At 44.0% G+C, this 25,956-nt stretch carries 15 protein-coding genes, 3 rRNA genes, 1 pseudogene and 3 riboswitches; all 19 genes and pseudogenes read right to left on the bottom strand.

The genetic code is table 11. The features are described 5' to 3' along the window. Positions 1–36: 36 nt before the first annotated feature. The 19 genes and pseudogenes from purF to C0966_RS16065 all read right to left on the bottom strand — a co-directional run bounded on the left by purF (position 37) and on the right by C0966_RS16065 (position 25,955). Entirely contained in the window at positions 37–1,452 is a 1,416-nt protein-coding gene (purF, locus tag C0966_RS16155; RefSeq protein WP_274856681.1) for an amidophosphoribosyltransferase, read from the bottom strand. After that, complete coding sequence (purL, locus tag C0966_RS16150) at positions 1,437–3,656, bottom strand: phosphoribosylformylglycinamidine synthase subunit PurL (protein ID WP_274856680.1); 2,220 nt, start codon at positions 3,654–3,656, stop codon at positions 1,437–1,439. The genes purF and purL overlap by 16 nt, the downstream gene beginning before the upstream one ends. Continuing rightward, a complete protein-coding gene (gene purQ, locus C0966_RS16145) occupies positions 3,640–4,326 on the bottom strand; it encodes a phosphoribosylformylglycinamidine synthase subunit PurQ (protein WP_274856679.1) in 687 nt (228 codons plus the stop codon). Before purQ ends, purL begins: the two co-directional genes overlap by 17 nt. Continuing rightward, positions 4,323–4,577, bottom strand: coding sequence for a phosphoribosylformylglycinamidine synthase subunit PurS (gene purS, locus C0966_RS16140; protein WP_274856678.1), 255 nt, complete (start codon positions 4,575–4,577; stop codon positions 4,323–4,325). Before purS ends, purQ begins: the two co-directional genes overlap by 4 nt. Further along, positions 4,565–5,290, bottom strand: a complete 726-nt coding sequence (gene purC / locus C0966_RS16135; protein ID WP_274856677.1) for a phosphoribosylaminoimidazolesuccinocarboxamide synthase — start codon at positions 5,288–5,290, stop codon at positions 4,565–4,567. Before purC ends, purS begins: the two co-directional genes overlap by 13 nt. Positions 5,291–5,425: 135 nt before the next feature. Continuing rightward, positions 5,426–6,718 (bottom strand): adenylosuccinate lyase, encoded by a 1,293-nt coding sequence (gene purB / locus C0966_RS16130; protein ID WP_274856676.1) that lies wholly within the window; start codon positions 6,716–6,718, stop codon positions 5,426–5,428. Between the two features lie 3 nt (positions 6,719–6,721). Beyond that, the gene (gene purK, locus C0966_RS16125; protein WP_274856675.1) at positions 6,722–7,873 is read right to left on the bottom strand and encodes a 5-(carboxyamino)imidazole ribonucleotide synthase; all 1,152 of its coding nucleotides are present in this window, start codon (positions 7,871–7,873) and stop codon (positions 6,722–6,724) included. Then, positions 7,860–8,348: a 5-(carboxyamino)imidazole ribonucleotide mutase gene (purE, locus tag C0966_RS16120; protein WP_274856674.1), complete on the bottom strand. Its 489-nt coding sequence runs from the start codon at positions 8,346–8,348 to the stop codon at positions 7,860–7,862. Before purE ends, purK begins: the two co-directional genes overlap by 14 nt. Before the next feature lie 135 nt (positions 8,349–8,483). Next, positions 8,484–8,585: riboswitch (purine riboswitch) on the bottom strand. An 84-nt stretch (positions 8,586–8,669) separates the two neighbouring features. Beyond that, positions 8,670–8,873 carry an NETI motif-containing protein gene (locus tag C0966_RS16115; protein ID WP_274856673.1) on the bottom strand — a complete coding sequence of 68 codons (204 nt, stop codon included), beginning with the start codon at positions 8,871–8,873 and terminating at the stop codon, positions 8,670–8,672. Between the two features lie 967 nt (positions 8,874–9,840). Further along, positions 9,841–9,956, bottom strand: a 5S ribosomal RNA gene (rrf, locus tag C0966_RS16110). Positions 9,957–10,175: 219 nt separating this feature from the next. Next, positions 10,176–13,108, bottom strand: a 23S ribosomal RNA gene (locus tag C0966_RS16105). 402 nt (positions 13,109–13,510) lie between these two features. Beyond that, positions 13,511–15,062, bottom strand: a 16S ribosomal RNA gene (locus C0966_RS16100). Together the 16S, 23S and 5S rRNA genes form the textbook arrangement of a ribosomal RNA operon. 56 nt (positions 15,063–15,118) lie before the next feature. After that, a complete protein-coding gene (locus tag C0966_RS16095) occupies positions 15,119–15,316 on the bottom strand; it encodes a hypothetical protein (protein WP_274856538.1) in 198 nt (65 codons plus the stop codon). 251 nt (positions 15,317–15,567) lie between these two features. Continuing rightward, a complete protein-coding gene (gene ptsG, locus C0966_RS16090; RefSeq protein WP_274856672.1) occupies positions 15,568–17,628 on the bottom strand; it encodes a glucose-specific PTS transporter subunit IIBC in 2,061 nt (686 codons plus the stop codon). Between the two features lie 182 nt (positions 17,629–17,810). After that, positions 17,811–18,653: a glucose PTS transporter transcription antiterminator GlcT gene (gene glcT / locus C0966_RS16085; protein ID WP_274856671.1), complete on the bottom strand. Its 843-nt coding sequence runs from the start codon at positions 18,651–18,653 to the stop codon at positions 17,811–17,813. A gap of 147 nt (positions 18,654–18,800) precedes the next feature. Further along, positions 18,801–20,132: pseudogene (locus C0966_RS16080) on the bottom strand (NCS2 family permease). 143 nt (positions 20,133–20,275) lie between these two features. After that, positions 20,276–20,377, bottom strand: a riboswitch (purine riboswitch). 109 nt (positions 20,378–20,486) lie between these two features. Then, on the bottom strand, positions 20,487–22,007 hold the full coding sequence (gene guaA, locus C0966_RS16075; RefSeq protein WP_274856859.1) for a glutamine-hydrolyzing GMP synthase: 1,521 nt from the start codon (positions 22,005–22,007) through the stop codon (positions 20,487–20,489). A 388-nt stretch (positions 22,008–22,395) separates the two neighbouring features. Next, a riboswitch (purine riboswitch) is annotated at positions 22,396–22,497 on the bottom strand. A gap of 33 nt (positions 22,498–22,530) precedes the next feature. Further along, positions 22,531–24,741 (bottom strand): DUF4129 domain-containing transglutaminase family protein, encoded by a 2,211-nt coding sequence (locus tag C0966_RS16070; protein ID WP_274856670.1) that lies wholly within the window; start codon positions 24,739–24,741, stop codon positions 22,531–22,533. Beyond that, on the bottom strand, positions 24,738–25,955 hold the full coding sequence (locus C0966_RS16065; protein WP_274856669.1) for a DUF58 domain-containing protein: 1,218 nt from the start codon (positions 25,953–25,955) through the stop codon (positions 24,738–24,740). Before C0966_RS16065 ends, C0966_RS16070 begins: the two co-directional genes overlap by 4 nt. Position 25,956: the final 1 nt, after the last annotated feature.

The following is a 25,956-nucleotide window of genomic DNA, read 5'->3' as shown; positions in this document are numbered from 1 at the left end:
AGGCATCAAGGGCTCAAATGGCCCTTCTGCTATTCGTTAATTTTTTTGATAATAATACTGGAGAGTATCCGGATATATTTCCGTCGGATATTTTCCTGTAAAACAAGCGAGGCAGTGCCCTCGATTTTCACCGTCTTCATTCTTGCCAATCGCCTCAATCATTCCCTCTACTGACAAGTACGTAAGCGTATCAGCGCCAATCAACTGGCGGATTTCTTCAACCGAATTGTCCGATGCAATCAGTTCTTCTCTTGTTGAAGTATCAATTCCGTAAAAACAAGGATGCTTAATCGGAGGAGAGCTGATCACAACATGAACTTCTGTTGCGCCCGCTTCTCTTAGCAACGACACAATCCGCTTACTCGTTGTTCCCCTTACGATCGAGTCATCGACCATGACAACCCGTTTTCCTTCAACAACCCCGCGGACCGCAGAAAGCTTCATCTTTACTCCCTGTTCTCGAAGCGACTGGGATGGCTGAATAAACGTGCGTCCGACGTAGCGATTTTTGATTAGACCCATTTCATAAGGAATGCCTGACGCTTCCGCATATCCGATTGCAACGGAAATGCTTGAATCAGGAACACCCGTTACCACATCGGCTTCAATCGGCGCTTCCATTGCCAGCTTTTTGCCGAGGTTTTTTCTTGCTGTATGAACGTTGATGCCGTGAATATTGCTGTCCGGGCGAGAAAAATAAATATATTCCATCGTACAAATAGCCCGGGTTGTATTCATCGAAAACTGCTCAGATTTCATTCCTTCATCATTGATGATCAAGAGCTCTCCCGGCATGACATCGCGCAAATATTGCGCTCCAACTACATCAAATGCACATGTTTCAGATGCCACAACATAGGCATCCCCTAACATGCCGATCGAGAGCGGTCTAAGACCGTGCGGATCCAGCGCGACCATTAATTCCGTTTCCGTCATAACTAGAAACGCATAAGCCCCCTTCAGCATCGTTAACGCATTTTTGACGCGGTCTTTTAATTCAGGTAATCCGGCGCGTTTTATTAAATGGGCAAGTACTTCCGTATCAGAGCTTGTTTGAAAAATGCTCCCCTGCGCCTCTAATTGGAACTTCAGCGCATTAGCATTTACAAGGTTGCCGTTATGGGCAACAGCCAATCCGCCGCTCTGGGATTGGAAAAGGAGAGGCTGGACATTTTCATATCCGCCTCCGCCGGCAGTTGCATAACGGACATGGCCGATTGCAGCTTTCCCGTTCAGCTTTTCCATCGAATTTGCCGTAAATACTTCAGTAACCAGCCCTTCACCTTTCACACCTGTAAGGTGGCGTCCATCTGTCACGACAATCCCGGCACCTTCCTGTCCACGGTGCTGGAGGCTGTGAAGACCGTAATAGGTGATTTGTGCCGCATCAGGGTGGCCCCAAATGCCAAAAACCCCGCACTCTTCATTCATTCCTTTTATTTCAGCAAGCATGGGATGGCTCCTTTCCAAGCTCTTTCCAATTCTTTCACATCTGCCGAGATAATCTCTTCATTCGTTTCAGACACAATCCTTAGCACTGATGAATCGGTCACTTCTCCAATTAGAGTTGCATTAACAAGCTTTTCAAAAGCTTCTTTGTTTTCTTTTTTCACAGAAAGCAAGAAGCGGGACTGGGTTTCACTGAATAATGCAGACGTAATGTTGCCTGAAATTTTCACATCTGCTCCTAACCCGGCTGTTCCGAATAAGCTTTCTGCCACAGCTACGGCAAATCCGCCTTCTGCTACATCATGGGCAGAAGCTACAAGGCCCTCTCGGATTGCATTCAGTATTTGCTGCTGTCTTACTTTCTCTGTTTCGAGATCCAATTCAGGCGCCTTTCCGAAAATACGTCCGTATGTCAACTTTTGCAGTTCGCTTCCGCCAAACTCGTCTTTCGTTTCCCCGACAAGGTAGATAAGGTCGCCGGCTTCTTTAAAGTTTTGCGTTGTCACATGCTTTAAATCTTCCACAAGCCCGACCATTCCAACAACAGGAGTCGGATAAACAGCCGCACCGCTTGTTTCATTGTATAAGGACACATTTCCACCGATAACCGGGGTACCTAACATGCGGCACGCATCACTCATTCCGTCGACCGCTTTTTCAAGCTGCCAGAAAATCTCCGGCTTTTCAGGATTTCCAAAGTTCAGGCAGTCCGTAATTGCGAGAGGCTCTCCCCCCGAACAAATGATATTTCTCGCTGCTTCTGCAACGGCAATCTTTCCGCCTGTTTCCGGATCGAGATAAATATATCGGGAGTTGCAGTCCGTCGTCATCGCCAAAGCTTTTTTCGTGCCGCGGATACGGACAACGGCAGCGTCTGAACCAGGCGCGACAACAGTATTCGTTCTCACCATGTAATCGTACTGGTCATACACCCATTCCTTGCTGGCAATCGTCGGCTGCTTTAAAAGGGCAAGTAGTGTTTCCTTATAATCAGCCACTTCCGGTATGTCGTTCTCCATCGCTTGGAATTCACGGAAGTATTCCGGCTCTTTAGACGGTTTATGATAAACAGGTGCATCTTCCGCAAGCGCATCAACAGGAACCTCTGCAACTACTTCTCTTTTATGAAGGAGGCGAAGCATTTTATCATCCGTTACTTTGCCAATCGCAACAGCTTCAAGTCCATATTTAGAAAAAAGATCAATGATTTCTTGTTCGCGGCCTTTTTTCACGACGATCAGCATCCGCTCCTGAGATTCAGACAGCATCATTTCATATGCCGTCATTCCTGATTCCCGCTGAGGAACAAGATCCAAATTCATTTCGATTCCTGAACCTGCTTTACTCGCCATTTCGGCCGACGAGCTTGTAAGGCCGGCCGCACCCATATCCTGGATACCGACAAGAGCATCCGATTTAACGAGCTCGAGGCAGGCTTCAAGCAGCAATTTCTCCATAAACGGATCGCCGACTTGTACGGCAGGACGTTTTTCATCAGACTGTTCGTTTAATTCTTCCGATGCAAAGGTTGCCCCGTGTATTCCGTCCCGGCCTGTTTTTGCACCAACGTACATAACGGTATTTCCTACACCGTGCGCCTGGCCTTTTTTAATATCTTTATGGTCAATAATGCCTACGCACATGGCGTTCACGAGTGGATTGCCGTCGTAGGACGGATCAAATTGCACTTCGCCGCCTACTGTCGGAATTCCGATACAGTTGCCGTATCCGGCAATTCCTGCGACTACTTCTTTAAATAGATACCGGACACGAGCAGAATCGAGTTCTCCAAACCGTAAAGAGTTAAGGAGAGCGATCGGTCTTGCGCCCATTGAAAAGACATCGCGAATAATTCCGCCCACACCTGTTGCTGCACCTTGGTATGGCTCGATCGCAGACGGATGGTTGTGGCTTTCAATTTTGAAAACAACCGCTTGTTCATCGCCGATATCAACAATTCCGGCTCCTTCTCCAGGTCCCTGCAGCACTCGTTCTCCGGTTGTCGGAAACTTTTTTAACACAGGCTTTGAATTTTTATAGCTGCAATGCTCTGACCACATGACTGAAAAAAGGCCCGTTTCTGTATAATTCGGAAGGCGTCCGAGAATTTTTTCAACCATCGCAAATTCTTCATCTGACAAGCCCATTTGCTGATAAATTTTCTCTGCTTTAATTTGTTCAGGAGTCGGTTCAAGCGTTGACAACATATGTTTCCCTCCAATGTTTTACGATTGATTGAAAAAGTTTCAGACCATCCGCACCGCCAAGAAGCTCATCAACCGCCCGTTCCGGATGCGGCATCATGCCAAGAACATTCCCGCGCTCATTCATAATCCCGGCAATATCTGCAAGACTGCCGTTCGGATTCGTTCCATGATACGTAAAAACGATTTGGTTATTCGCTTTTAATTTGGCAAGCGTTTCTTCGTCACAATAGTAATTTCCTTCCCCATGAGCAATTGGAATGGTGATAATTTCCCCTTCATTGTAAGCGGAAGTGAACATCGTCCGATTGTTTTCCACTTTTAACTCGACAGGCCGGCAAATGAATTTTAAGCTTTCATTGCGCCGCATGGCACCAGGCAGCAACCCTGCTTCCAATAAAATTTGGAATCCGTTGCACACACCTAAAACCGGCTTACCTGCTTCCGCAGCTTTCACAACTTCTTTCATCACTTTACTAAAACGAGCAATCGCTCCGGAACGAAGGTAGTCTCCGTATGAAAAACCGCCCGGAAGCAAGATTCCATCGTATTCTTCTAAACTATCAGCATCATGCCATACGTACTCCACTTCTTCGCCAAGCTCATCTTTAATGGCATGGTACATGTCCACGTCACAATTTGATCCCGGAAAGACGATGACCGCAAATTTCACTGAGCAACACACTCCTCAATTTCGTAGCGATAGTCTTCAATAACCGGATTGGCCAGCAGGCGGTCGCAAATTTCGTTTACGATTGTTTCCACATCCCGGTCGGTTTTGTCGATCGTTAACTCCATATATTTGCCGATTCGCACATCCGCTACTTCACTGTAGTTTAAAGAGTGAAGAGAATTTTTCACGGCAGTTCCTTGAGGGTCTAATACACTTTCACGTAATGTCACGTAAACTTTTACTTTGTACATGCTTGTTGGCCTCCTAATCTGGCAAGAATATTTTCATACGCTTCCGTTAAATTTCCAAGGTCGCGGCGGAACACATCTTTATCGAGCTTTTCATTTGTGTTTACATCCCACAGCCGGCATGTATCCGGCGAAATTTCATCAGCAAGAATAATGCGTCCGTCAGCGTCTTTCCCAAATTCTAATTTAAAATCCACAAGGCGGATTCCAATTTCTTTAAAAAAGCTGATTAAGATGTCATTTACTTTCAATGCCTTTTCTTTTAGCTCTTTTAGTTCTTCTTCAGTGGCAAGCTTTAGTTCAAGAATATGGGCATCTGTAATAAGTGGATCACCAAGCTCATCATTTTTCAGGTAAAATTCCACAATCGGTTTTGAGAATGGTGTTCCCTCCTCAATTCCTAATCTTTTTGAAAAGCTTCCTGCGGCAACGTTTCGAACAACTGTTTCAAGAGGGATAATCGCAACTTTTTTCACCAGCTGTTCTGTTTCTGACAAGCGCTTGATAAAGTGGGTTTCGATTCCTTCATCATGAAGCTTTGAAAATAGCAAACTGGTAATTTCATTGTTTAACCGGCCTTTTCCGGTGATTTCTGCTTTCTTTTCACCATTAAAGGCGGTAGCAGAATCTTTGTACTCAATCCAGACGACATTGTCATCCTCCGTTTGATAAACCTTTTTGGCTTTACCTTCATATAACAGTGCTCGTTTTTCCATCAAGGGAGCCTCCTTAGCACGAAAATTAGGAATCTTCAGTATAATTGGGTTTGAAAAAGGTAAGGGAAAATCCTTACCCTTTTAATATTAATCGTTCATGTCCGGCATTAAGAATTTTTTGGCAAATTCGTGCCTTTATAATCCTAACCTTTCAAAGATCGTGTCTACATGTTGTAAATGGTAATTATAATCAAAGCAATCATCGATTTCAGCCGGCGAAAGGTGAGAAGTGATTTTTTCGTCCATCTCAATTAAACTGCGAAACGGCACTTGCTTTTCCCAAGCTTCCATTGCTTTCGGCTGAACGGTATCATATGCCTCTTCGCGGGAGAATCCTTTATCGATAAGCGCAAGAAGCACGCGCTGCGAATAGATCAAACCTAGTGTCCGGTCCATGTTGCGCTTCATATTTTCCGGATAAACAGTCAGGTTTTTTACAATGTTCCCGAAACGATTCAGCATGTAGTTTAATGCGATCGTTGCATCCGGCAAAATGATCCGCTCGGCAGATGAATGCGAAATGTCTCTTTCATGCCAAAGGGCAACATTTTCATAAGCGGTCATCATATAACCGCGGATGACGCGAGCCATTCCAGTCATATTCTCCGAGCCGATTGGGTTTCGTTTATGCGGCATAGCCGAAGATCCTTTCTGCCCCTTAGCGAAATATTCTTCGACTTCGCGTGTTTCACTTTTTTGCAGACCGCGAATTTCAACGGCAAATTTTTCAATTGATGTTGCAATCAATGCGATTGTCGACATGTAATGGGCATGGCGGTCGCGCTGTAATGTTTGAGTGGAAATTGGCGCAGGTTTTAACCCAAGTTTTTCACAAACGTATTTTTCAACAAACGGATCAATGTTTGCGTACGTTCCAACCGCTCCGGAAATCTTTCCGACTTCAATGTTTGCGGCCGCTTGCTTGAAACGCTCAAGATTTCGTTTCATTTCTTCATACCAAAGTGCAAGCTTTAATCCAAACGTTGTCGGTTCTGCATGAACGCCATGGGTGCGCCCCATCATCACTGTATACTTATGTTCTTGCGCTTTGTTTTTAAGGATTTCAATAAAGTTTTCAATATCTTTTAAAAGAATTTCATTCGCTTGCTTTAAGAGGTAAGAAAGAGCTGTATCAACTACATCAGTTGACGTTAACCCATAGTGGACCCATTTGCGCTCTTCACCCAATGTTTCGGAAACGGCACGTGTAAATGCAACAACATCGTGTCTTGTTTCCTCTTCGATTTCTTTAATGCGCTCAATATTGAAGGACGCGTTTTCGCGAATTTTTTTTACATCTTCTTTCGGTATGACACCGAGTTCCGCCCAAGCTTCACAGGCGAGAATTTCAACCTCAAGCCAAGCCTTAAAGCGATTTTCTTCCGTCCAAATCGCTCCCATTTCTGGTCTTGTATAACGTTCTATCATGATTTAGCCTCCGATCTTAACTTCACTGTTCCATATGCCGCTTTGTTCAATTTCTGTAAGAGCCGCCTCAAGCGAATCCCGCAAAATGGTGGCGTGCCCCATTTTCCGCTTTGCTTTTGCTTCATCTTTTCCGTATAAATGGATTTTCCAATCAGGCAGCTCCGGCAGTTTCTCAATGATGCTTGACTGGTGTTCCCCTAATATATTGACCATAACAGCCGGTTTTAATAGCTTTGTACTTCCGAGCGGCCAATTGCAGATCGCCCGTATATGCTGTTCGAATTGTGACGTCTCACACGCTTCAATTGAAAAATGGCCTGAATTGTGCGGACGCGGAGCAAGTTCATTAATAAAAATTGTTCCGTCCGCTGTTAAGAACATTTCAACTGCAAGCGTTCCGACCAGTCCAAGTGATTCAGCGAGACCAATCGCCTTTGCCTCTGCATCCTTTTTTATCGAATCCGGTATTCTCGCCGGCACGATCGTTTCGTGAAGAATATTGTCCCGGTGGATATTTTCTGCGACCGGAAAAACGGCAGTTTCTCCCCTTGGACTTCTTGCCACAATCACTGATATTTCTTTTTCAAATGGAATCCACTTTTCAAGAACACATGCGCCCGTTTCTAAAAGCTCTTTTGCGCCTGCAATATCCTTTTCTGCCTCGATCACCAATTGGCCTTTGCCATCATAGCCTCCTCTGGCTGTTTTTAAAACCGCAGGGTAGTCAAGCTTCTTAATATTATCATAAATATCCTGCACTGTTCTGATGACTGCATAAGGAGCAACCTCAAGGCCCGCAGCTTGAATCGCTGCCTTCTCTTGAATGCGGTCTTGCGTAATATACAATAGGTTTGAACCTTGTGGAACATACGCATTTTCGCAAAGCCATTCCAATGCCTTTGCATTTATATTTTCAAATTCATAGGTAATCACATCACTTACCCGCGCTAATTTTTGAACAGATTCTAAATCGCCATACTGGCCAATGATTTTGTAATCGGCGACCTGTCCGCATGGCGAATCTTCAACAGGATCCAGCACCGCAATTCGAAAGCCGCTTGCTTTTGCAGCAATTGCCATCATCCGCCCAAGCTGTCCTCCGCCAATAATCCCTATTGTTTGTCCGGGTAATATGGTTTTATCAAACAAGACCATCCCTGCTTTCTAAAACTGACTTTTTCGTTTCTTCTCTTAGGTTATCAAGCCTTTCGGCAACTGCCGGGTCAAACGCTCCTATGATTTGGGCCGCAAGCAGTCCGGCATTCGTTGCGCCGGCCTTGCCGATTGCCACGGTTGCAACAGGAACTCCTCCGGGCATTTGGACAATCGACAACAGAGAATCAAGTCCGTTCAGAGCTCTTGATTGTACAGGAACCCCAATGACTGGCAAAGTCGTTTTCGCTGCTACCATTCCAGGCAAATGGGCCGCTCCGCCTGCTCCGGCTATAATCACTTTTAATCCCCGCTTGCGGGCATTTTCTGCGTATTCAAACATGAGGTCAGGAGTCCGGTGGGCTGACACGACGTTTTTTTCATAGCGAATTTGTAATTGATCAAGCACATTGCACGCATGTTTCATCGTTTCCCAATCGGAAACGCTCCCCATAATTACCCCAACCTGAACTTCCATCTTTTTCCCTCCAGATTTCAAAATAAAAACCCGCAACAGACACTTCTCTCAAACTAAAGAGAAAGTGATCTGCCCGGGCATAAAATACAAACGTAAAAATATATCTCTTCAAAAAGATACTACTAGTCTTATCCGGCCATATCAACTTTCCCTCATAGTCCGGCAATTTACGGTTGCCGGGTAGAGACTTATGGGCCATATTCCCATGATTATACGAGGGCAAAACGTTTATTTTATGTCTTCATCATAACAGCTTACAAATGAATTTGTCAACCAAATATCGAACAATGTATTATTTTAGTAAAAGAATGTTCGGTTTTTCTATTTTATTTGTTTGGCCTCAAAGACAATTTGCCTTCCAATCGGCTCATATTGAATCGAATCGCCTGTTTTCACTTCTTTGAAAATAGGTTTTTCCATTCTTCTTACCGGAGTGTATCCTTCATTCTTCATCCGCTCAAGACATTGATCAATCGTCTCATTTTCTTGGACTTCAAATAGCATTTTCTTTTTTTCTTTGCTCATGAAAATGATTTTCCTCTCTTTACAGATTTTAGTCCGAGATCGCTGTTAATGGTTTTAGATTTGTCTATGTACCAATACGGTTAATTTAACCTTCTCAATACTTATACGTTGTACGATTAATGCTAATGATATGTACTTACAATTTCCTGAAGGACCGATGGTACAAATTCCGTTCAATGGACATCTTTTCATTATTATATGTATGAAATTTTCGGTTGCGTTTAAATGAAATACTATTAAAGAGTATAGTTACTCGAAAGACAGTGGACTAATCATCTTATTTTACAGGGATTTATATGTTTATGGAAAGACTTTAGAAACGGGATGATCTTGAAAATGGCTTTTAAATCAAGCCAGAATGCCTGTTTGCAATCCTAACTTTTTCGGCAGAAGAATATATGACAGCAAAGTGGAGGCTGCTTTTAACTTGGGATGAAAGCTCATAAAAGTGGGTCACGGCTCATAAATGAAAGTAAGGGGGTCATATGTCGGAGTGAGGGCTTATATTTCGGAAAGAAGGTTTATAGGTCGGAATGAAGGTGCATATTTTGGAACGAGAGTTCATTCGAAACGAGGGATTATATTTCGGAACGAAGGTTCATTTTTCGGAACGAAGGTTCATATTTCGAAACGAGGAATCATTTTTCAGAACGAGGAACATATTTCGGTACGAGGGCTCATATGTTGGAGCGAAGGCTCATATTTCGGTACGAGGACTCATAAATCAAAACGAAGGCTCATTTATCAGAATGAAGGCTCATATCTAAAAATAAAGGCTCATATATCAAAATGAAAGCTCATAAAATGAAATAAAGGCTCATAACCTTCCGAAGAGCAGAATTCAGAACGAGTAAACCTCTAAAAATCAGGTGTTATTTCTACTTTTCAGCTAAGAAACGGCTCTTTTTTTGATAAAATCACCGTCAAAATACAAAAAGAACAACCAGTTTCGGTTGTTCTTTCGTTTGCCTGGCAGCGTCCTACTCTCACAGGGGCAATGCCCCAACTACCATCGGCGCTGAGAAGCTTAACTTCCGTGTTCGGTATGGGAACGGGTGTGACCTTCTCGCCATCGCCACCAAGCCTACATCATTGAAACATCAACCCTGCTGGCTTGCGACGAGGTGAACAGTTTCACCTTCGAATATGCTATGCCGCAGGAGCAGACTTACATCAACAATGTTTTATATATTCATTATGTAGAAGAGAATTTTTTCATTCTCTCAAAACTAGATAATGCATGAAGAAGCATGAAGAACAATGAGTATCATTTTAATCAAGCGGGCTTCTTCCGCTTTTTCATTGGTTAAGTCCTCGATCGATTAGTATCTGTCAGCTCCACGTGTCGCCACGCTTCCACCTCAGACCTATCAACCTGATCATCTTTCAGGGATCTTACTAGCTTGACGCTATGGGAAATCTCATCTTGAGGGGGGCTTCATGCTTAGATGCTTTCAGCACTTATCCCTTCCGCACATAGCTACCCAGCGATGCCTTTGGCAAGACAACTGGTACACCAGCGGTGCGTCCATCCCGGTCCTCTCGTACTAAGGACAGCTCCTCTCAAATTTCCTGCGCCCGCGACGGATAGGGACCGAACTGTCTCACGACGTTCTGAACCCAGCTCGCGTACCGCTTTAATGGGCGAACAGCCCAACCCTTGGGACCGACTACAGCCCCAGGATGCGATGAGCCGACATCGAGGTGCCAAACCTCCCCGTCGATGTGGACTCTTGGGGGAGATAAGCCTGTTATCCCCGGGGTAGCTTTTATCCGTTGAGCGATGGCCCTTCCATGCGGAACCACCGGATCACTAAGCCCGACTTTCGTCCCTGCTCGACTTGTAGGTCTCGCAGTCAAGCTCCCTTCTGCCTTTACACTCTGCGAATGATTTCCAACCATTCTGAGGGAACCTTTGGGCGCCTCCGTTACCTTTTAGGAGGCGACCGCCCCAGTCAAACTGCCCACCTGACACTGTCTCCCGCCCCGATCAGGGGCGCGGGTTAGAATTTCAATACAGCCAGGGTAGTATCCCACCGACGCCTCCACACAAGCTGGCGCTCATGTCTCTCAGGCTCCTACCTATCCTGTACAAGCTGTACCAAAATTCAATATCAGGCTGCAGTAAAGCTCCACGGGGTCTTTCCGTCCTGTCGCGGGTAACCTGCATCTTCACAGGTACTATAATTTCACCGAGTCTCTCGTTGAGACAGTGCCCAGATCGTTACGCCTTTCGTGCGGGTCGGAACTTACCCGACAAGGAATTTCGCTACCTTAGGACCGTTATAGTTACGGCCGCCGTTTACTGGGGCTTCGATTCAGAGCTTCGCGTAAGCTAACCCCTCCTCTTAACCTTCCAGCACCGGGCAGGCGTCAGCCCCTATACTTCGCCTTGCGGCTTCGCAGAGACCTGTGTTTTTGCTAAACAGTCGCCTGGGCCTATTCACTGCGGCTTTTCCGGGCTATGCACCCAGAAAAGCACCCCTTCTCCCGAAGTTACGGGGTCATTTTGCCGAGTTCCTTAACGAGAGTTCTCTCGCTCACCTTAGGATTCTCTCCTCGCCTACCTGTGTCGGTTTGCGGTACGGGCACCTTTTTCCTCGCTAGAGGCTTTTCTTGGCAGTGTGGAATCAGGAACTTCGGTACTACATTTCCCTCGCCGTCACAGCTCCGCCTTATGCTAACGGGATTTGCCTCGTCAGCGGCCTAACTGCTTGGACGCGCTAATCCAGCAGCGCGCTTGCCCTATCCTCCTGCGTCCCCCCATTGCTCAAACGGAAAAGAGGTGGTACAGGAATATCAACCTGTTGTCCATCGCCTACGCCTTTCGGCCTCGGCTTAGGTCCCGACTAACCCTGAGCGGACGAGCCTTCCTCAGGAAACCTTAGGCATTCGGTGGATGGGATTCTCACCCATCTTTCGCTACTCATACCGGCATTCTCACTTCTAAGCGCTCCACCAGTCCTTGCGGTCTAGCTTCAACGCCCTTAGAACGCTCTCCTACCGCGGACACCAACGGTGTCCACCCACAGCTTCGGTGATACGTTTAGCCCCGGTACATTTTCGGCGCAGAGTCACTCGACCAGTGAGCTATTACGCACTCTTTAAATGGTGGCTGCTTCTAAGCCAACATCCTGGTTGTCTAAGCAACTCCACATCCTTTTCCACTTAACGTATACTTTGGGACCTTAGCTGGTGGTCTGGGCTGTTTCCCTTTTGACTACGGATCTTATCACTCGTAGTCTGACTCCCAAGGATAAGTCTTTGGCATTCGGAGTTTGTCTGAATTCGGTAACCCGATGAGGGCCCCTAGTCCAAACAGTGCTCTACCTCCAAGACTCTTACACTTGAGGCTAGCCCTAAAGCTATTTCGGAGAGAACCAGCTATCTCCAAGTTCGATTGGAATTTCTCCGCTACCCACACCTCATCCCCGCACTTTTCAACGTGCGTGGGTTCGGGCCTCCATCCAGTGTTACCTGGACTTCACCCTGGACATGGGTAGATCACCTGGTTTCGGGTCTACGACCACATACTCATTCGCCCTGTTCAGACTCGCTTTCGCTGCGGCTCCGTCTTTTCGACTTAACCTTGCATGTGATCGTAACTCGCCGGTTCATTCTACAAAAGGCACGCCATCACCCATGAACGGGCTCTGACTACTTGTAGGCACACGGTTTCAGGTTCTCTTTCACTCCCCTCCCGGGGTGCTTTTCACCTTTCCCTCACGGTACTGGTTCACTATCGGTCACTAGGGAGTATTTAGCCTTGGGAGATGGTCCTCCCTGCTTCCGACGGGATTTCACGTGTCCCGCCGTACTCAGGATCCACTCAGGAGGGAACGAAGTTTCGACTACAGGGTTGTTACCTTCTCTGACGGGCCTTTCCAGACCTCTTCGTCTACCCCGTTCCTTTGTAACTCCATACAGAGTGTCCTACAACCCCAAGAGGCAAGCCTCTTGGTTTGGGCTGTTCCCGTTTCGCTCGCCGCTACTCAGGGAATCGCGTTTGCTTTCTCTTCCTCCGGGTACTTAGATGTTTCAGTTCCCCGGGTCTGCCCTCCTAACCCTATGGATTCAGGTTAGGATCCTATCCCATTACGGATAGGGGGTTTCCCCATTCGGAAATCTCCGGATCAATGCTTACTTACAGCTCCCCGAAGCATATCGGTGTTAGTCCCGTCCTTCATCGGCTCCTAGTGCCAAGGCATCCACCGTGCGCCCTTTCTAACTTAACCTAAAAGGTTTGAAACCTAAAATGGCGATACTCGGTTCTTCTTTTGCCTTCTTCAATACAATTATCTAGTTTTCAAAGAACGAACGGCAAATGATAAGCTTCGCTTTTCTTCGTCAGCTTCACTCACTCAGATCCTCACGTACAATCAGGTACGCTCCGGTCTTCGCTCGTTTGCTTCCTCAAATAGCTCGCTTCTGATTCACCTTATTATTAATGAAGGAATTGCTCCCTCAAAACTGAACAAACAAAAGCGATCAACTCTTCATGTTTTATTGTCTAGCTACGGCTCCTAGCCTCTCGAGTCACTTCGCTTCTTCTGTCAAAGTCTTTAGGACTTTTCCGCCAGAAGCGCAAGCAGCTGTCGAGGCTAAACAGTCGCCTTCGCTTTTCGAATAATCCTTAGAAAGGAGGTGATCCAGCCGCACCTTCCGATACGGCTACCTTGTTACGACTTCACCCCAATCATCTGTCCCACCTTAGGCGGCTGGCTCCTTACGGTTACCTCACCGACTTCGGGTGTTACAAACTCTCGTGGTGTGACGGGCGGTGTGTACAAGGCCCGGGAACGTATTCACCGCGGCATGCTGATCCGCGATTACTAGCGATTCCGGCTTCATGCAGGCGAGTTGCAGCCTGCAATCCGAACTGAGAATGGTTTTTTGGGATTGGCTCAGGCCTCGCGGCTTAGCAGCCCTTTGTACCATCCATTGTAGCACGTGTGTAGCCCAGGTCATAAGGGGCATGATGATTTGACGTCATCCCCACCTTCCTCCGGTTTGTCACCGGCAGTCACCTTAGAGTGCCCAACTGAATGCTGGCAACTAAGGTCAAGGGTTGCGCTCGTTGCGGGACTTAACCCAACATCTCACGACACGAGCTGACGACAACCATGCACCACCTGTCACTCTGTCCCCCGAAGGGGAACGTCCTGTCTCCAGGATTGTCAGAGGATGTCAAGACCTGGTAAGGTTCTTCGCGTTGCTTCGAATTAAACCACATGCTCCACCGCTTGTGCGGGCCCCCGTCAATTCCTTTGAGTTTCAGCCTTGCGGCCGTACTCCCCAGGCGGAGTGCTTAATGCGTTAGCTGCAGCACTAAAGGGCGGAAACCCTCTAACACTTAGCACTCATCGTTTACGGCGTGGACTACCAGGGTATCTAATCCTGTTTGCTCCCCACGCTTTCGCGCCTCAGCGTCAGTTACAGACCAGAGAGCCGCCTTCGCCACTGGTGTTCCTCCACATCTCTACGCATTTCACCGCTACACGTGGAATTCCGCTCTCCTCTTCTGCACTCAAGTTCCCCAGTTTCCAATGACCCTCCACGGTTGAGCCGTGGGCTTTCACATCAGACTTAAGGAACCGCCTGCGCGCGCTTTACGCCCAATAATTCCGGACAACGCTTGCCACCTACGTATTACCGCGGCTGCTGGCACGTAGTTAGCCGTGGCTTTCTGGTCAGGTACCGTCAAGGTACCGCCCTATTCGAACGGTACTTGTTCTTCCCTGACAACAGAGCTTTACGACCCGAAGGCCTTCTTCGCTCACGCGGCGTTGCTCCGTCAGACTTTCGTCCATTGCGGAAGATTCCCTACTGCTGCCTCCCGTAGGAGTCTGGGCCGTGTCTCAGTCCCAGTGTGGCCGATCACCCTCTCAGGTCGGCTACGCATCGTCGCCTTGGTGAGCCGTTACCTCACCAACTAGCTAATGCGCCGCGGGCCCATCTGTAAGTGATAGCCGAAGCCATCTTTCAGCTCTTTCCCATGCGGGAAAGAGGATTATCCGGTATTAGCTCCGGTTTCCCGAAGTTATCCCAGTCTTACAGGCAGGTTGCCCACGTGTTACTCACCCGTCCGCCGCTGACTTCAGGGAGCAAGCTCCCATCAGTCCGCTCGACTTGCATGTATTAGGCACGCCGCCAGCGTTCGTCCTGAGCCAGGATCAAACTCTCCAAAAAAGAGTAAGATATGCTCATAAATAATAGAATTAACTCTGGCTAGTTTCGGCTCCCAGCTAAATAGCTGCTTGAATTAGCTTCTTCGCAATTTTGCGCAAAGCATGACCTTTAGGTGATGCTTTAAGCAGCGAGGTCATTTCGCTTCTTCTGTCAAAGTCTTTAAGGACTTTTCCGCCAGAAGCTCCAATGCCCTTCGAAGCTAACCGGTCGCCTCCACTTTTAATTGTTGACGCTTTTGTTTGTTCAGTTTTCAAAGAGCAATTGTTTTCTATCGCTCAGAAGCGACTTTACTAATATATCATGTCGTTGATACTGTGTCAACTACATTTTTTATTTAAAGTAGATGAATAATTTGTCGTTGTTAGCGACAATGCTTTCATATAATATCACCGAATATAAATAGAGTCAATACATTTTATAATAAAATATTACTACTAATTTTATCCAAAAATTAAACCGACTGCCAGGGAAACAAAACGACTGGCAGCCGGTTACAAAATCATTTTTACTTGCTAATTGAAATGATGTTCTCTTCTTTTAAGTCTACATTTCCGGTTTTATTGATAACAATTTTTTCTCCCTCGGAAAGGTTTGTGAATACGATCGGAGTGATTGTTGATTTTGCATTATTTTTGACATGTTCTAAATCAACCTTTAATAATGGCTGCCCCTTTTGAACACGATCATTTTCCGAAACAAGTGCTTCAAAACCTTCACCTTTTAAGTTCACTGTATCGATTCCGAAGTGAATAAGAATTTCCCGGCCTGAATCTGAAAGTAAACCAATGGCGTGTTTTGTTGGGAAAAAGTTTACAATCTTACCGTCTACAGGAGAAACAACTGTACCTTCTGCCGGAACAATCGCAAATCCGTCACCCATCATTTTCCCTGAGAAAACTGCGTCCGGAACATCGGTAATTGGTTTGATTTCCCCTTTAATTGGAGATACAAACACATCGTCTGCATTGTGTTCTGTCTGCAATGCCCTAGGGTTCACTTCTTCTATTTGCTGTTCAACCTCTTTGGCAGGATTTGATTCCACACCTCGAGGTTTTTTTCCATCCATGATGTCTTTCATTTGTCCTTTAATGGTTTCGGAGCGAGGGCCAAAGATTGCCTGAATATTGTTTCCTACTTCAAGCACCCCTGCTGCGCCAAGTTTTTTCAACTGTTCTTTATCTACATTTTTAACGTCATTGACTGAAACACGCAAACGCGTAATACAAGCATCTAAATGAGAAATGTTTTCTTTTCCGCCCATCGCTTCAAGAATGTTGTATGCAAGATCGCCAGCCTCACCTTTGGATTCTTCCACTTCTTCTTCAGCTGCTTCACGCCCAGGTGTCATCAGATTAAATTTACGGATTGCGAAACGGAACCCAAAGTAATAAATAACCGCAAAGACAAGACCTACTGGGATTACCAGCCATGCATTTGTTTGTGGGTTTATTAAACCAAACAAGATATAGTCAATTAAACCGCCTGAGAATGTCATCCCGATTTTAACATTTAATAAATGCATCGTCATAAAGGATAAGCCGGCAAAAATCGTATGAATTGCAAATAACATAGGTGCTACGAATAAGAATGAGAATTCAATCGGCTCTGTGATACCAGTTAAGAAAGATGTTAAGGCAGCAGAAGCCATTAAGCCTCCAACCACTTTCTTTCTTTCAGGACGAGCTTCATGATAAATTGCTAATGCCGCAGCAGGAAGACCGAACATCATGAACGGAAACTTACCTGTCATAAATGTACCGGCAGTCAGATTTTGAACATTATCAGTAATTTGCGCCATGAAAATTCGTTGATCACCGCGAACCACTTCTCCTGCCTTCGTTACATATTCACCGAACTCATACCAGAATGGCGAGTAGAAAATATGATGCAAACCAAATGGAATCAGTGCCCGTTCAATGACCCCGAAAATGAAAGCTGATAATGTTAAGTTGGCATGAACCATGTTTTGCGAGAATGCATTAAGTCCGGACTGAATTGGCGGCCAGACAACCATCATAATCAAACCTAAAATAACGGCAGTCCCTGCAGTGATAATCGGAACAAAACGTTTTCCGGCAAAGAAGCCTAAATAAGACGGCAATTCAATTTCATAGAATTTATTGTATAGAGCTGCTGCAATAATACCAACAATAATACCTCCAAATACACCTGTTTGCAGGGTTGGAACACCAAGCACATTGGCATAGTTTAATCCGTTAACATCTTCCGAGGTAATGCCAAGTACTGTACCCATAGTAACGTTCATAATCAGGTAACCAATAATCGCAGCAAGGCCTGCCGTACCTTCTCCTCCCGCTAGCCCAACTGCAACACCGACAGCAAACAGCAACGGAAGATTTCCAAAAACAATATCCCCTGCTTTTTGCATAACAGCAGCAACCATATCTACTCCGCTGTTATCTAAAAATGGGGCTAATTCTAATAAAGCCGGGTTTCTAAGAGCAGCACCCAACGCAAGAAGGATACCTGCTGCAGGAAGTAATGCAACTGGCAGCATCAATGCCTTACCGACTTTTTGCAAAACACCAAAAGCCTTTTTAAACATAACAAAACCTCCAATATTTATTAGCCCATTAAGCGTTTTCATTTTTGAACAAAATAAAAAAGCATGAGAAAAGAAGAGAATAATGAAAAAGTTCTACAGATATATAGTACCCATAAAACTTTAATCCAATTATCTTCTTTACTCATGCCTGATCGAATCAGTAACACGTAAAAAGTTAATCGCTATTTTATTTTTTTCTGAAGCCTTTGCAAGTGCATCGTTAAATAAACCGCTTCAGCCTCAAACACTGGTTGTTTTAACGTTTGCTGCATAACCTTAATGAGCTTCCACGCGAGATTATAGCATAAAGGGTATTCTTGTTTCAATAGCAATGATATTTTTTCCGGTTCTTCAACTTTTTCGCCATTTTTTACCCGTTCGATTGTAAAGCGGAGATGGCGTACGAGCCTCATATAATCTATGCTTTCTTTATCAATTTTACTATCCATTTGCTCTTCAATCATATTGATCAGTTTTGTGATAAGTTGGGAGTGTTGATTTACTTCAGACAAATCTTTATTGGCCACTGCACTGTGGATATGAAGGGCAATAAAGCCTGCCTCGCCTTCAGGGAGTTGAATCCCCGTCTTTTCCGTAAATAAATCGACAACTTCCTTTGCAATTCCAAATGCTTTTGGATATAAAGCTTTTGTTTCAACAAGAAACGGATTGCGTATCTCCATCCCTTTTGAGATCCGATTGACAACAAACATGAGATGGTCTGTCAGAGCTACATGTATATGTTCATTTAATTGCGAGGCCGTTCTCGCTTTTATAAGTTCAATTGCCGAAATGATGACTTCTTGTAAATGATCCTCTAAAAATGGCAACAGCTTTAAATAGTTTTTCTGTTCTTTTTCATTACGTAAAACAAAAAGTTTTTCAGCTGCCGAAGCTTCAATCAGATCTTTTTGTTTCCGGTTAAACCCGATCCCTTTTCCGATGACTACGACTTCTCCGTAAGCGGGATGTTCGGCAATAATGACATTATTATTCAAAATCTTGGTAACAACTAAACTCGGCATCCGCATCCTCCGATTTTTCGACAGCATTCGATATAACCCTATTATGTTATATGAGGGAAAAAGAAGTCAATCAAAAAAGTAAACGCATTCATATTTTAGCTAAACATAAAAAAGGGGAAACAGCTTATTGCTGAATCCCCGCATACACTATTCCGTCAAGAACATAAAGTAAAGAACAAAGATGACAAAGAACACGTACATAATTGGATGAATTTCTTTTGTCCGTCCTTTCACCATCATCGTGATAGGATAGAAAATGAAACCTATCGCGATCCCTGTGGCAATACTGTATGAAAGAGGCATTGCGATCATCGTTAAGAAAGAAGGCACCGCTATTTCAAATCGAGTCCAATCAATTTTTCCTAAGGAAGAAACCATTAATACACCAACGATAATTAAAGCAGGTGCGGTTACCGGTGATGTTACGACTGATAATACCGGGAAGAAGAACAGTGAAAGGATAAAAAACCCGGCTGTTACCAAGGATGCAAAACCAGTTCTTGCGCCTGATGCAACCCCTGCAGATGATTCAATATAAGATGTTGTTGTTGATGTTCCAAAAATGGACCCTACAATAGATGCGATCGAATCGGAAAATAATGCTTTGCCCGCACGCGGCAGTTTGTTGTCTTTCATCAAACCGGCCTAATTGGCTACCGCTACCAATGTTCCGGCATTGTCGAAGAAATCTACGAATAAAAACGTTAAGATAATACCGAGCATTGTTGTTGTATAGAAAGAAGGATCTCCAAAGGAAGAAAAAACGGCCCCGAATGTCGGCTCCAAACTTGGAACCGCACCTACCACTTGTTTCGGAACTTCAATCAAATTAAAAATCATCCCAACGATAACGGAAATGATCATTCCGTAAAACACAGCTCCGTTAATCCCTCTTGTCATCATGATCACAGTAATCACTAAACCGAAAATCGCAAGCAGCGTATTAGGGTTTGATAAATCCCCTAAACCGACAAGTGTTGCATCATTATTTACGATAACGCCTGCACCCTTTAGCCCGATAAAAGTAATAAACAAACCAATTCCTGCTCCTACTGCATATTTTAAGTCAACAGGAATCGCGTTGATAATCTTTTCACGAAGCCCGGTAATCGTTAGTAATAAGAAAAACACACCTGAAATAAAAACGGCTCCAAGCGCATGCTGCCACGGTACCCCGTGCTTTAAAACAACTGTATAGGCAAAAAATGCATTTAAACCCATGCCTGGCGCAAGTGCGATCGGATATTTACCGACAAGTCCCATAATAATGGAACCGACAGCAGCTGCAAGCGCTGTTGCCACAAATACTGCTCCGTGATCCATTCTTAAGGCATCAGGCAAGTCTTTTACATCCGCAAGTGTCAATGTAAGCGGATTGACAATCAAAATATATGCCATAGCCAAAAACGTTGTCAGCCCACCTAAAAATTCGCGGCGATAATTCGTTCCAAGTTCCTCGAATTGGAAGTATTTTTTCATTATTTTTCCCCCTATAAAGTTGCGTCATATTGGTCAGCCCCAAAACAAAAACGCTCCGAAATACCGGAGCGCCGACAACAGGTTTGTGTAAAAACAAGGGGCTTTAAGACGAAAAAATAAAGACATGTACATTAATAACCCCATTATCAAAACACTTACCTCGTAGTCGAACTATTTACGGTAGCTCGGTAGAAACTTTTGGGCCATATCCCCAAGATTATACGACGTAATGAGACAAATTATTCATTTCGTTTTTATTTTAACAGGGCTTCAGAAGCACGTCAACAAAAAAACGAACATTATCTGTTCGTTTTTTTGTTTTGTTCGTGTTTTATGATTTTAACCTTCAACTACTTATTCCCACTCAATTGTCGCAGGCGGTTTGCTTGTGATGTCGTAGACGACTCTGTTAACATGGTTTACTTCATTCACGATCCGCGTTGAAATGACTTCAAGAACATCCCACGGTATTCTCGCCCAATCGGATGTCATGCCGTCAATCGATGTAACAGCGCGGATGCCGATTGTATAATCATATGTGCGGGCATCTCCCATTACTCCGACACTGCGGATGTCAGGCAATACCGTAAAATATTGCCATATATCGCGGTCAAGGCCGGCTTTCTTAATTTCTTCCCGCAAAATCGCATCCGATTCACGAACAATTTCTAATTTCTCTTCTGTTATTTCCCCAAGTACGCGAATACCAAGTCCAGGACCAGGGAAAGGCTGCCTCCAAACGATTTCGTCAGGAATTCCAAGCTCTGTTCCTAAAGCGCGCACTTCATCTTTAAAAAGCGTGTTAAGAGGTTCAATCAGCTTAAACTGCATATCTTCCGGAAGACCCCCAACATTATGGTGGGACTTAATAGTCTGAGCAGTTGCCGTACCACTTTCAATAATATCTGTATAAAGAGTACCTTGGGCTAAAAATTCAATTCCTTCCAGTTTTGCAGCTTCATCATCAAATACATAAATAAATTCATTTCCGATAATCTTCCGCTTTTGCTCAGGATCGGTGACGCCTTTCAGTTTATTCAGGAAGCGATCCTTTGCATCGACTTTAATCACATTCATGTTAAAGCCGTCAGCAAAAGTTTTCATCACACTTTCTGCTTCCCCTTTGCGAAGCAGGCCGTGATCAACAAAAATACAAATTAATTGATCGCCGATCGCTTTGTGAACTAAAACGGCAACAACGGATGAGTCAACACCGCCGCTAAGTGCGCAAAGAACTTTCTTATCCCCTACTGTTTGACGGATCTTTTCAATTTCCATTTCGATGAAATTTTCCATCGACCAGTCGCCTTTACAGCCGCAAACTCCGAATACGAAGTTTTTCAATATTTCATTTCCGTAGACAGAGTGGCGGACTTCGGGATGGAATTGAACCGCATATAAGTTTCGGCTTTCATCGCTCATAGCAGCAATCGGGCATGAAGGATTAACTGCATCAACTGTGAAACCTTCCGGTGCTTCAACAACTAAATCACTATGGCTCATCCACACAACTTGTTCCTTCGGAAGCTGTTCAAACAGTTTGCTTTGATGCTCAATATTTATGGCAGCTTTTCCGTATTCCCTATGCTTTGCTCTTTCTACTTTCCCGCCGAAATGCATTGTCATTAACTGCATACCGTAACAAATTCCAAGAATCGGCAAGCCCAGTTCAAAGATTTTTTCATGACAGCGAAATGCATTTTCTTCATATACGCTGTTTGGTCCACCGGAAAAAATGATTCCCTTAGGATTCATTTTTTTTATCTCTTCAGCTGTAATTGTGTGAGGATGAAGTTCACTGTAGACGCCGAATTCACGGATTCTTCTCGTGATTAATTGATTATATTGGCTTCCAAAATCGAGAACAACAATCATTTCCTGGTTTTGCAACTCTGTTTTTCCTGGCAAGCTGTTCACCTCATTGATAAAAGATATTATTCAATCACTAATTTCTAGTGTTCTCAGCAATTGTCGAAACTTTTCATTTTTTCTGTGGAAAAGGGGCGGAGCTGAGCTAACAAAAATAAAAAAGCAACCTATTTTTAGAAAGATACATGTTTTAGCTTTGTAAATATTTTGTGCTTGGCTTCGCTCACACCGCCTTATTTTATTGGTTATGTTTTAAAATGAACCCTATTTCCATGTTAGGGTTGGGAGTTTAAAACACATGCACGTTTTCTGCCAAACCCTGATGAATAAAAAGAAAACTAGAACTCTCCTTCCAATAAAAAAGCAGAATTCTAGTTTAGGTGCGTGAGCAACATATAGAATCATCTGCCTTCATAGTCAAATCATTTACGGTGATTTGGTAGAAACTTTCGATCCATATTATCGAGGATATATGAAGGGTTACAATATTCATATATAAAATTATTGTAACAATAGGGTAAAATCGCGGTCAAGCTATCGTTTTTTTAATTAAATTTTCCCATAATTCTTTCGATTCATCCCACGAACCGGTTTGAAGCTTCCCTCTATATAAAAATTGCTCATAACGGTTCGTTAACTTGCTCATTTCACTTGATGAGAAAAAGGTGTCAACATAGCGGGCATATTCTCTTAACGTCTGGCCATTTTTCCGCTTTAAACCAATCAGTTCCAGCTGTTTCAACAATGCAGAATACGCTTTTGCAAACTGTTCATCCTTATCAATTCGTTTATATTTCCAGATTAAATAGTATGGAAGCCACCTTGACCGTTTTTTATAAACTCCCAACAAAACAGCTATTAAAAGAACTCCAACAAGAAACATCTCAAGCCAGCGTTTCGCAAAAAATGTCTTTACTTTGTTCCATAGTTCGGAATATGAGAAAGAAGACTTAGTATTTGTTTTGTTATCCGATTTTTCCGGTGTTGGCGTATCTTGCGGCTTCTCTAGCTTTTCTGTATCTTCTCTGCTTGTCTGATTGTTTTTATACGTATCAAAATTTAAGTGAACATTGCCTGAAAAACCTTTCGTCGGTTCGAATGGAACCCAGCCGGCATTTGGGAAATATACCTCAACCCATGAATGGGCATTGTTATTGGTAATTTCAAAAATACGATGATTTTGTTCACCAAGCTCTTTAAATTCTCCCTCTGTATATCCTTTTACCCAGCGGGCCGGAATGCCAAGAGTCCGGAGAAGAACAGTCATGGAACTGGAAAAATTATCACAATAGCCGCGTCTTGTTTCAAATAAAAATTGATCAACATAATCGTCGCCTTCCCCGGGAACCGGAACATTCAGCTGGTCGTAAATGAACTCCGGGCTGCGGCGGAAGTAATCCTCAACTGCCCTGGCCTTCTCAAACCATGTCTTTTTTCCGGAGGTAATTTGTATAGCCAGCTCCTTGACCCTTTGCGGCAATTTGTCCGGCAGTTGTGTATACCTCTGGATAAATTCCTTACTCATCCTGCTTGTATCCGCACTGACTGTTTTCATTAATGCGGAAACGCTGAACGTCGGAATTTCGTGGTTTAACGAGTATTGAGTTAAAGGTTCTGCCTGTCCGTCTTTAAATGAGTAAATTTTTTCCGTGTTCATATCAAGCTCAAACGAAACATTAGGACCGGCATCAATATTCTGTACACCGGCAGGATAGACAATATGAGGATACCTCTTGCTAAAGAATAAAGAAGCTGTTTCTTTTTCTGTTTTGACTCCTGCTGCAAACGATGAAAAAGGTACTTTGTCTTCCTGAAGGATCGTAACTCTTTTTGGTTTATCGTCAGAAGCTTCCCAGCCTTTCCCTGTATATACATCTTTTGTTTCAACCTTCCAATAATGCCTCGATTCTATTTGCGCCCTGAAAACAACTTGATTATCACCAATAAATGGCCCGCCGAGCCGCGAATCATCTGTTCCATATCCAATACGCTTAACAGAGCCATTTCCATTTCCGTTATTTTTTTGGCTGTACGATTTAATATAAGGAACAGGATCAGGCCAAATCGGCTCGGCTTTTGGTGAAGCATAACCAAATAGAACACTAAAAGCAATCATTCCTGCTAACGGAATCATCCATTTTCTTGAAAATTTATCATCTTTTCTGATTGCTTCTTTTTCAATTAATCGGTAAAAAGTCAACATTCCCATGACAGCAAAACCACTGATGACAGTCCGGATAATTGCAGTATCAGCAGCATAAGGAGTGAACGTATCAAGTACTGTGACGTAAACTAATGTCATAAAGAAAAAGATAAGAATCTTCCTGCGGATAATTAGCCAATACTGCAAAAGATATGTCATGAGCCATAGCAAAATAAATAACAGCAAACTTCGAAACACATTGGTAAGGCTTTGCCAATCCATTTCAAACAGATATCCAATGTTTTCCTGTGAATCAGCGATCAAAAGGGGAATCCATTGAAAGCTGAAGAATGATCCTTCGAAATACAAATAATTCAGGACATACAAAATATATATAATCTTCACTGCAGCACCAACAGCCATTTTTATTCCCAAAAAAGACATGGCAAGCGAAATAAATAGAAAAAGTAAAAAAATCCAAATGTAGGCTGTATCGGTTAGCTGCTCTAAAGGTCTCAGCCACTCCCACAACAGTAAAAATGCGAAAGTATACAAAAGAAAATGTGCAGCATTTCTCTTTGTTTCGTTAGCGGTCATCGCAGGTTCACCTCCGAAAACGCATCTTGAAATTGGCCGTCCTGAACCATGACAAGTTTGATCCCCCGGGCATTAGCGGCGGCTTTTAAAGAGAGTTCTTGCTTAGAAGCAGCTTCCCCCGCTTTTTTTATTAAGAAGAGAATGCAGGGAGTTTTTCGCTGAGTGAAAAACCCTGCTTTTTCAATTAAAGGCTTTGTTAACTGGGCCGTTACAAGCATAAGCGTAACGTTTTGTTGCGTGAAAAACCTCTCAGATTCAACAATTCGATCTAGTGTAACCGGGCTGTTATCCTTTACTTTTGCAAGGTGGTAATACAGCTCTAACTGCTGGCTTTCTCCGCCGCGAATCGGAAAAGCGCCCCGTTCCGCTCCTGATGTGAGAAGGCCTGCCTGTGCTCCTTTCTTTAAGATCGCTCTTGTGATGGATGCCGTAAATGAAACAATTACCTCAAAACGTGGATCAGGTGAACAGTCCATAATGATATAAACATCGTGGGATTGGCGTTGTTCAAACTCTTTTGTCATAATTTCGTTCCGTTTTGCGGTCGCTTTCCAGTTAATCCATGAAAAACGGTCGCCCGGCTGATACTCCCTAATTCCGATGGCCATGGAAGTATCCCTTTGCACCCGTTCCTTCGATGCGGTCATTCCCTGGTCATAATGATTTTCAAGAGGCCTGTAAATAAGTTCTTCATAGGCCGGATAGACGAGAATTTTATTTTCTAAAGGAAGCATCCTTTCTTTTTCGATTAAACCAAGCGGATCTCCCGTTTTTATCCGAATCGTCCGGAAAAAATGTTCTCCTCTCGGTATTTCTTCGATTAAATACTCTATGAAAATCTTTTTTCGAAAGCCGGGAAAAATAAAAGTTTTCGCTTTTTTCTTCTGTCTGGCGTATGAAAGCGGATTTTCCAAACCATCTTCAATGACCATATAAAATAACGGAAAACCTTTTGCCCTCGTAAAATGGACCTGAATCTTTACAGTTTCTCCGGCATTATATTCCGTTTTAACAAAAACCCTCTCAGCTTTCATATCTTTTAATGAATAGAAAGACAAGGCAAGTGCATAAAACGCGAAAGGCAGAAAGCTATAAAACAAAAACCAGCTTACAAACCCTCCTTGAAACATGGCGTATGAAAAAGTAAGAAGGATTAATAACAACAACACGATTAATTTCCAAATTCCTTTAAGTGCCGCAAAAAATGTCCTCATT

The sequence above is a fragment of the Bacillus methanolicus genome, assembly GCF_028888695.1.
Lineage (GTDB): Bacteria > Bacillota > Bacilli > Bacillales > Cytobacillaceae > Bacillus_Z > Bacillus_Z methanolicus_B.
Note: the sequence above shows the minus strand (reverse complement) of the source record. Positions and strands in the feature narration are given on the sequence as shown.

Bases quoted from the DNA above. Each gene is read 5' to 3' on its own strand.
- purF (WP_274856681.1), bottom strand. From the start codon at position 1,452: ATGCTTGCTGAAATAAAAGGAATGAATGAAGAGTGCGGGGTTTTTGGC.
- purL (WP_274856680.1), bottom strand. From the start codon at position 3,656: ATGTTGTCAACGCTTGAACCGACTCCTGAACAAATTAAAGCAGAGAAA.
- purS (WP_274856678.1), bottom strand. From the start codon at position 4,577: ATGTACAAAGTAAAAGTTTACGTGACATTACGTGAAAGTGTATTAGAC.
- purC (WP_274856677.1), bottom strand. From the start codon at position 5,290: ATGGAAAAACGAGCACTGTTATATGAAGGTAAAGCCAAAAAGGTTTAT.
- purB (WP_274856676.1), bottom strand. From the start codon at position 6,718: ATGATAGAACGTTATACAAGACCAGAAATGGGAGCGATTTGGACGGAA.
- purK (WP_274856675.1), bottom strand. From the start codon at position 7,873: ATGGTCTTGTTTGATAAAACCATATTACCCGGACAAACAATAGGGATT.
- purE (WP_274856674.1), bottom strand. From the start codon at position 8,348: ATGGAAGTTCAGGTTGGGGTAATTATGGGGAGCGTTTCCGATTGGGAA.
- C0966_RS16115 (WP_274856673.1), bottom strand. From the start codon at position 8,873: ATGAGCAAAGAAAAAAAGAAAATGCTATTTGAAGTCCAAGAAAATGAG.
- ptsG (WP_274856672.1), bottom strand. From the start codon at position 17,628: ATGTTTAAAAAGGCTTTTGGTGTTTTGCAAAAAGTCGGTAAGGCATTG.
- glcT (WP_274856671.1), bottom strand. From the start codon at position 18,653: ATGCCGAGTTTAGTTGTTACCAAGATTTTGAATAATAATGTCATTATT.
- guaA (WP_274856859.1), bottom strand. From the start codon at position 22,007: ATGATTGTTGTTCTCGATTTTGGAAGCCAATATAATCAATTAATCACG.
- C0966_RS16070 (WP_274856670.1), bottom strand. From the start codon at position 24,741: ATGACCGCTAACGAAACAAAGAGAAATGCTGCACATTTTCTTTTGTAT.
- C0966_RS16065 (WP_274856669.1), bottom strand. From the start codon at position 25,955: ATGAGGACATTTTTTGCGGCACTTAAAGGAATTTGGAAATTAATCGTG.